The following is a 6,238-nucleotide window of genomic DNA, read 5'->3' on the forward strand; positions in this document are numbered from 1 at the left end:
GTTTAGATCATTTTAAAGCAAAGCCCACATAGGGTCTAACTTAACCTTTGAAAACAGGTTATCATGGACGTTATAGTCCATTTTAGTAGAGGATTTAATCTTTGAACTTTCCTCTACTTCCGTAACAGAGAGTTTACATGTCATTTGCTGAATTAGATCTTGATTTTACTATTGTCCAAGCAATTAACGACCTAGGTTTTGAAAACCCTACCGAGATCCAAGAACAAGCCATTCCAGTTGCACTAGACGGTTCCGATTTACTTGCAACAGCCCCAACAGGTACAGGTAAAACTATTGCCTTTTGCGCTCCTGCAATTCAACATATTTTTGATCGTGACGAGTCATCAACAACCGCACCGAAAGTCATGATTCTGGCACCAAGCCGTGAACTTGCTCGCCAGATATACAATGTTGTAGAACAATTAACGCAACATACGCGAATTCAAAGTCAACTTATTATTGGCGGCACACCTTATGGCATGCAGCAGCAACAGCTAAGCGAGCCTTGCGACATTCTGGTTGCTACCCCAGGTCGCCTTGTGGAGCTTGACCAAAAGCAATGGCTAGATTTAACCGATGTTTCCTACTTCGTCATTGATGAAGCTGACCGTATGCTCGACATGGGCTTCTCTAGTGCCATCAATCATTTAGCGAAAGAGCTACCTCAAGAGCACCAGACGTTAATGTTTTCCGCCACTCTAGAAGGCGAAAAAATGGGACGTTTTGCCTCCCAATTATTGAAAGAAGACACAGAACAAATTCGTTTAGGAGAGTCCTCCAGAACTGTTCCAAAGCAAATTCGTCAAATTGCCTACCGCGTAGACAGCGACGAACACAAAGAAGCCATTTTAAAACACTTACTGGGCCAAGAGAGAGTCCAACAAGCAGTTCTATTTGTCTCAAATCGCGAACATGTAGACATTTGGGTACAACGCATCCGTAAAATGGGCCTAATGTGTGATGGTCTTCATGGAGACATGAAACAAGGTGATCGCAGCGAACACATGAAACAAATGAAACGCGGCCGTCTACAAGTTTTAGTAGCAACGGATGTGGCCTCTCGCGGTATTGATTTACCAGAAATCAATACCGTCATTAACCTTCGTCTACCTCGTAAAGCAGATGCTTATATACACAGAGCTGGCAGAGCTTCTCGTGAAGGCGCCCCTGGTGAATGTATTTCATTAATCGATATTAATGACTTACCAATGATTGAGAAGATACAACGCTTCATGCAAACCAATGTGAAATTTGGCCGAATCGAAGGACTCGAACCGAAAACCAAAGCTCGTTTACGCAGCGCTAGTTCGAAAAAGAAGAAGAAAAAACCTACCACAAAAAAATAATTTACATAGCACCGTCAGACATATTAAAACCTGCACATAGCAGGTTTTTTTATGAGTAAAATATAATGCCTGTTAAAAATCTTCCAAATTAATGGTGTGCTGTTTGCGTTTTGCTTTGGTAAGGAGGTAACCACGGTTATGCTTATTGACATGAACCTTAGTGGGAATAACTTCAACCACCTCAATACCGTTATCAGACAATTGGTGAGCTTTATCAGGGTTATTGGTTAATACCCTTAGTTTATGAACACCTAACGCTTTTAGCATGTTGGCTGCGACACCAAAATCACGATCATCTTGGGGTAAATGCAACATTTCATTGGCTTGGTAGGTATCATAGCCTTGATCCTGCAATGCATAAGCATCCAACTTTGCGTACAAACCGATGCCACGACCTTCTTGGCGCAAATATAAGATATAGCCACCTTCTTCATGGATGCGGTCAATGGCTTCGTCTAATTGTTCACCGCAATCACAACGACCCGATCCAAAAACGTCGCCAGTCAAACACTCAGAATGCAAACGTACAAGAGGCGCATCACTTGGCACACAGCCTTCTTTACCTTCACAAAAAATAGCAATATGTTCTTTGCCAGATTCATCTCCATCAAAAGAAATAAATTCCGCCATCACGTCTCCAGCCCGAACCGGGATCACTACTCGACGCTTAATTGTTAACTCATTCATAACGATTTCTCTTTGAAGATTCTTTTCAAAATATGCATTTACAGATCATCGCCTCATTATTTGGGCACAATCCTATTTTTCAATACGTACTGGCGACTAATTTGGATGAATAAAAATACCTTTAACGTGACTTAAGGCTTAGTGCTAGTAGAAACTAACCCTCATGCAAGATGGTTTAGAGGTAACGCAGTCCGATTGATGATTCTGCGAAGTAAAAAACTCGAGTGAACACCTGTCACCCCAGGAATACGAGTAAGCTTACCTAACAAGAACTCGTGGTAGTAATCCATGTCTTCGACCGCGACCTCTAAAAGATAATCAGCGGATTGCCCTGTGACCATATTGCAGGCAATTACTTCAGGGAAAGACTCTACCTCAGCTTCAAAAACCTCAAAACGCTCAGGAGTATGCCTATCCATACTAATTTGTATGAAAGCTGTTAGCTTTAAGCCCAGCATTTTCTGATTAAGCAACATTACTTGGCTGTCTATTACCCCAGTTTCTTCCAAGGCTTTAACACGTCGTAAGCAAGGAGAAGGCGACAAGCCAACTCGATCGGCCAACTCCTGATTAGTTAAGCTAGAATCTTGCTGTAATTCTCGCAGTATACTCAGATCAATTTTGTCAAACCTCACGTATCACCTCTTAATAACCAATTAATAGCCATAATACGCAATATTATGCCATAAAGATTTATTTTTCTTTAAAAAACGCAATCTTTTACCTCATTTAATTCGTTATCATATTCCCATAACAAAGCGAGCCATAAATCGCGCAAAATAACACTGTAGGCTTACCCAGCCTCACCATAAAAAGGAATAGCAAATGACATCTTTTGACCACACTAAATATACGCCATTCAAACCAGTCACTTTGGAAAACCGTACTTGGCCAGATCAAGAAATCACTAAGGCTCCAATTTGGTCTAGCGTTGATCTTCGTGATGGCAACCAAGCCCTAGTTGAACCAATGACAGTGGAACAAAAGAAGCAGTTTTTTGCCCTACTTGTGGATGTTGGCTTTAAAGAAATTGAAGTGGGCTTCCCAGCTGCTTCACAACTAGATTTCGACTTTGTTCGCTGGTTGATTGAAGAAGAGCAAGTACCGGATGATGTTTACATCCAAGTGTTAACCCAAGCTCGCCCAGAGCTTATTGAACGTACTTACGAGTCCTTAAAAGGCGCCAAAAAAGCCATCGTTCACGTTTATAACTCAACGTCTAAAACCCAACGTGAGCAAGTCTTCCGCATGGACATGGAAGGCATCAAACAAATTGCTGTGAATGGTGCTCAATGTGTTAAAGACCATGCGGCAAAACACCCTGAAACAGAATGGGTTTTCCAATATTCGCCTGAGAGTTTTACCGGTACAGAGACCGATTATGCTGTAGAAGTGGTTAATGCTGTAGCAGAAGTCTGGCAGCCTAGCCCTGAAAACAAAATCATTATTAACCTACCTGCGACAGTCGAAGTAGCCACCCCGAATCGTTTTGCGGACCAAATTGAATATTTCTGTCGTAATGTCGAAAAGCGTGACAGCATGATCATTAGTTTGCATACCCATAATGACCGTGGTTGTGGTGTTGCAGCAGCGGAATTAGGCCTTATGGCCGGTGCCGATCGTATTGAAGGCACGTTGCTTGGTAACGGTGAGCGCACTGGTAATATGGACGTGGTCACCATGGCCATGAACATATACAGCCAAGGTGTTGACCCTGAGCTTCAATTGAGTGATATGGACCGTATCATCAGTGTTGTTCAAGCCTGTACTTTATTACAGGTCCATCCACGCCATCCTTATGCCGGTGAACTTGTCTTTACCGCTTTCTCCGGTTCTCACCAAGATGCTATTAAAAAGTGCTTGGCGAACCAAACAGATGACAAACCTTGGGATGTGGCTTACTTGCCAATCGACCCTCGTGATGTGGGCCGTAGCTACCAAGAAGTTATTCGAGTTAACAGCCAATCCGGTAAAGGCGGCATAGCTTATACACTTGAGCAAGAATTTGGCTTAGCATTACCACGTTGGTTGCAAGTTGAATTCAGTCCAATTGTACAACGCTTTGCAGAGCAAGATGGTGGCGTGGTAAATGGCGAATCTATGAAAGCATTGTTTGAATCAAGTTTTATGACGGGCACTACGCCGTATCAACTAGGTCGTTATGATTTAACTAAAGATGAAAGCGATACTGTCAATGCTGAGCTGATAGCTGAAGCGGGTAACATCCAAATTACCGGTTCGGGTAATGGAGCGCTTTCAGCTTTCAGTGAAGCTCTAGGCCAACACTTTGGATTACGAGTTGATATCATTCAATATCAAGAGCACGCCTTAACTGTTGGTAGTGATTCTCAAGCTATTGCGTATGTTCAAGCGAACATTGACGGCGAGCGATTCAATGGTGCCGCTGTTAACAGCGACATCGTATCTGCCTCGATTCAGGCATTATTGGCTACGGTTAACCAAAAAATTACCCAGTAATAGACCATAAGCAAAAAAACCGCCTCATTCGAATAACTGAATGAGACGGTCTTTTTTGGCCAGAATACCACTACATGATTTCTTTCATCAAGATGCAGTCGCCTTCTTCATTTCTACTTTCGCTAACTTTATCCAATACCTTTTGTGCCGTTTCTTTTTTGCTACTTGGCATATATTTAGAATCTACGGTTTCCTGTAATTTTTCTAAATAGTCGTTTAGCTTAGGTGTGCAATAATCATCCAACGCCAAGGCATTAGTCGAACCCAAAGTAGCCGCCGCGAGCATTAAGGCAAGCAAAGACGCTTTCATTGTCATAATTTTTTCCCTATAAAAGTTACAGTAAGTGATATGAGCAACATTATAAACTTCGAAACCTATAATGTAACGAGCCCTTTTGATATATCAAAACCAACTTCGTAACATTAGGTACACAGAACGGTACTTTTCCGAACCTGTCTTATAATAAAGATTAATGAGTGACTTATCACTTAGCCTGACTAAAGCCGAAAACTAAATTTGTGACATTCGGCACAACAGATTATCCTAAACATCACTTTTCACCGCGGTTCTTCCGGAACTATTTCAGCAAAATCCAAACCTACAGTTGCCCCTCAGCATGAACTAGATTTGCTAAATGATACTTGGTAAGTTTGCATTTACACTGACATGACGATGCACGAGACAGGCTCAATACAATCTACTTTGTAGCGCCACCCAGAACGAATACCCGCTGATAGCTTACGTTATCGTCAACATGATATTCGCGTCAGCCTGAAGGCTGACCCACTGTTGGTCATCAGTATAAGCCAGGTTGGTTTTGTAGGTTCGGCTTTAGCCGAAGGCGGAATTGATGGCAATCAAGCGCAATCATGCAATTCAAAGATTAACCCAAATATCTTCAGTCACCGCGGCTAATTAAAAACTTACGTAATCTTCAAAAGGTTTTCCGCGTCAGCCTGAAGGCGGCCCTACGGTTGATCATCAGTATATGTGAAGCTTATCTTGTAGGTTCGGCTTTAGCCGAAGGCGGAATTGATGGCAATCAAGCGTAAACATGCACTCCAAAGATTAACTAAAACATCATTGGTAAGCGTGGCTAATGAAAACTTACGTTATCTACAAAAGGCTTTCCGCGTCAGCCTAAAGGCTGACCTGCGGTTGATCATCAGTATATGTGAAGCTTATCTTGTAGGTTCGGCTTTAGCCGAAGGCGGAATTGATGGCAATCAAGCGCAATCATGCAATCCAAAGATTAACCCAAATATCTTCAGTCACCGCGGCTAATTAAAAACTTACGTAATCTTCAAAAGGTTTTCCGCGTCAGCCTGAAGGCGGCCCTACGGTTGATCAACAGTATATGTGAAGCTTATCTTGTAGGTTCGGCTTTAGCCGAAGGCGGAATTGATGGTAGTCCAGCGCAAACATGCAATCCAAAGATTAACTCAAACATCATCGGTAAGTGTGGCTAATGAAAAATATGCTTTATTTTCAAAATGATTTCCGCGTCACGCTGAAGCGTGACCTACGGTTAGTCATCAGCATTTATTGGATCTGTTGCTTTGAAGGAGGGAAGGTTGTGGATTTGCATTTACGCTGACGCGTCGAGGCACGAGACAGGCGCAAGTAAATGGAAGGCCACAACCTGCGTTGTACCATGGCTCAGAGCGAAAACTCACTAGAAAAAGCACTCAAGAGGTTTTCCGCGTCCCGCTAAAGCGGTACCTAC

General features: G+C 42.6%; 6 protein-coding genes. 3 read left to right on the forward strand and 3 right to left on the reverse strand.

Annotation, left to right across the window (positions count from 1 at the left end; translation table 11 throughout):
• Nucleotides 1-137: 137 nt before the first annotated feature.
• Nucleotides 138-1,346 carry a DEAD/DEAH box helicase gene (locus tag ABJF92_RS15775; RefSeq protein WP_446816730.1) on the forward strand — a complete coding sequence of 403 codons (1,209 nt, stop codon included), beginning with the start codon at nt 138-140 and terminating at the stop codon, nt 1,344-1,346.
• 72 nt (nt 1,347-1,418) lie between these two features.
• Here ABJF92_RS15775 and ribA read toward each other — a convergent pair whose 3' ends face one another.
• Together ribA and ABJF92_RS15785 are read right to left on the reverse strand one after the other, a co-directional pair.
• On the reverse strand, nt 1,419-2,033 hold the full coding sequence (ribA, locus tag ABJF92_RS15780) for a GTP cyclohydrolase II (protein WP_446816731.1): 615 nt from the start codon (nt 2,031-2,033) through the stop codon (nt 1,419-1,421).
• A 161-nt stretch (nt 2,034-2,194) separates the two neighbouring features.
• On the reverse strand, nt 2,195-2,668 hold the full coding sequence (locus ABJF92_RS15785; protein WP_446816732.1) for an Lrp/AsnC family transcriptional regulator: 474 nt from the start codon (nt 2,666-2,668) through the stop codon (nt 2,195-2,197).
• 190 nt (nt 2,669-2,858) lie between these two features.
• Here ABJF92_RS15785 and leuA point away from each other — a divergent pair, with 190 nt between their 5' ends.
• Nucleotides 2,859-4,511 carry a 2-isopropylmalate synthase gene (gene leuA / locus ABJF92_RS15790; RefSeq protein WP_446816733.1) on the forward strand — a complete coding sequence of 551 codons (1,653 nt, stop codon included), beginning with the start codon at nt 2,859-2,861 and terminating at the stop codon, nt 4,509-4,511.
• A gap of 70 nt (nt 4,512-4,581) precedes the next feature.
• On the opposite strand, the gene ABJF92_RS15795 is transcribed toward leuA, so the two are convergent.
• On the reverse strand, nt 4,582-4,827 hold the full coding sequence (locus ABJF92_RS15795) for a hypothetical protein (protein WP_446816734.1): 246 nt from the start codon (nt 4,825-4,827) through the stop codon (nt 4,582-4,584).
• Nucleotides 4,828-5,547: 720 nt separating this feature from the next.
• On the opposite strand from ABJF92_RS15795, the gene ABJF92_RS15800 reads away from it, so the two are divergent.
• Nucleotides 5,548-5,796, forward strand: coding sequence for a hypothetical protein (locus ABJF92_RS15800; protein ID WP_446816735.1), 249 nt, complete (start codon nt 5,548-5,550; stop codon nt 5,794-5,796).
• Nucleotides 5,797-6,238 lie beyond the last annotated feature (442 nt).

This window comes from Marinomonas sp. (assembly GCF_039940335.1).
Lineage (GTDB): Bacteria > Pseudomonadota > Gammaproteobacteria > Pseudomonadales > Marinomonadaceae > Marinomonas.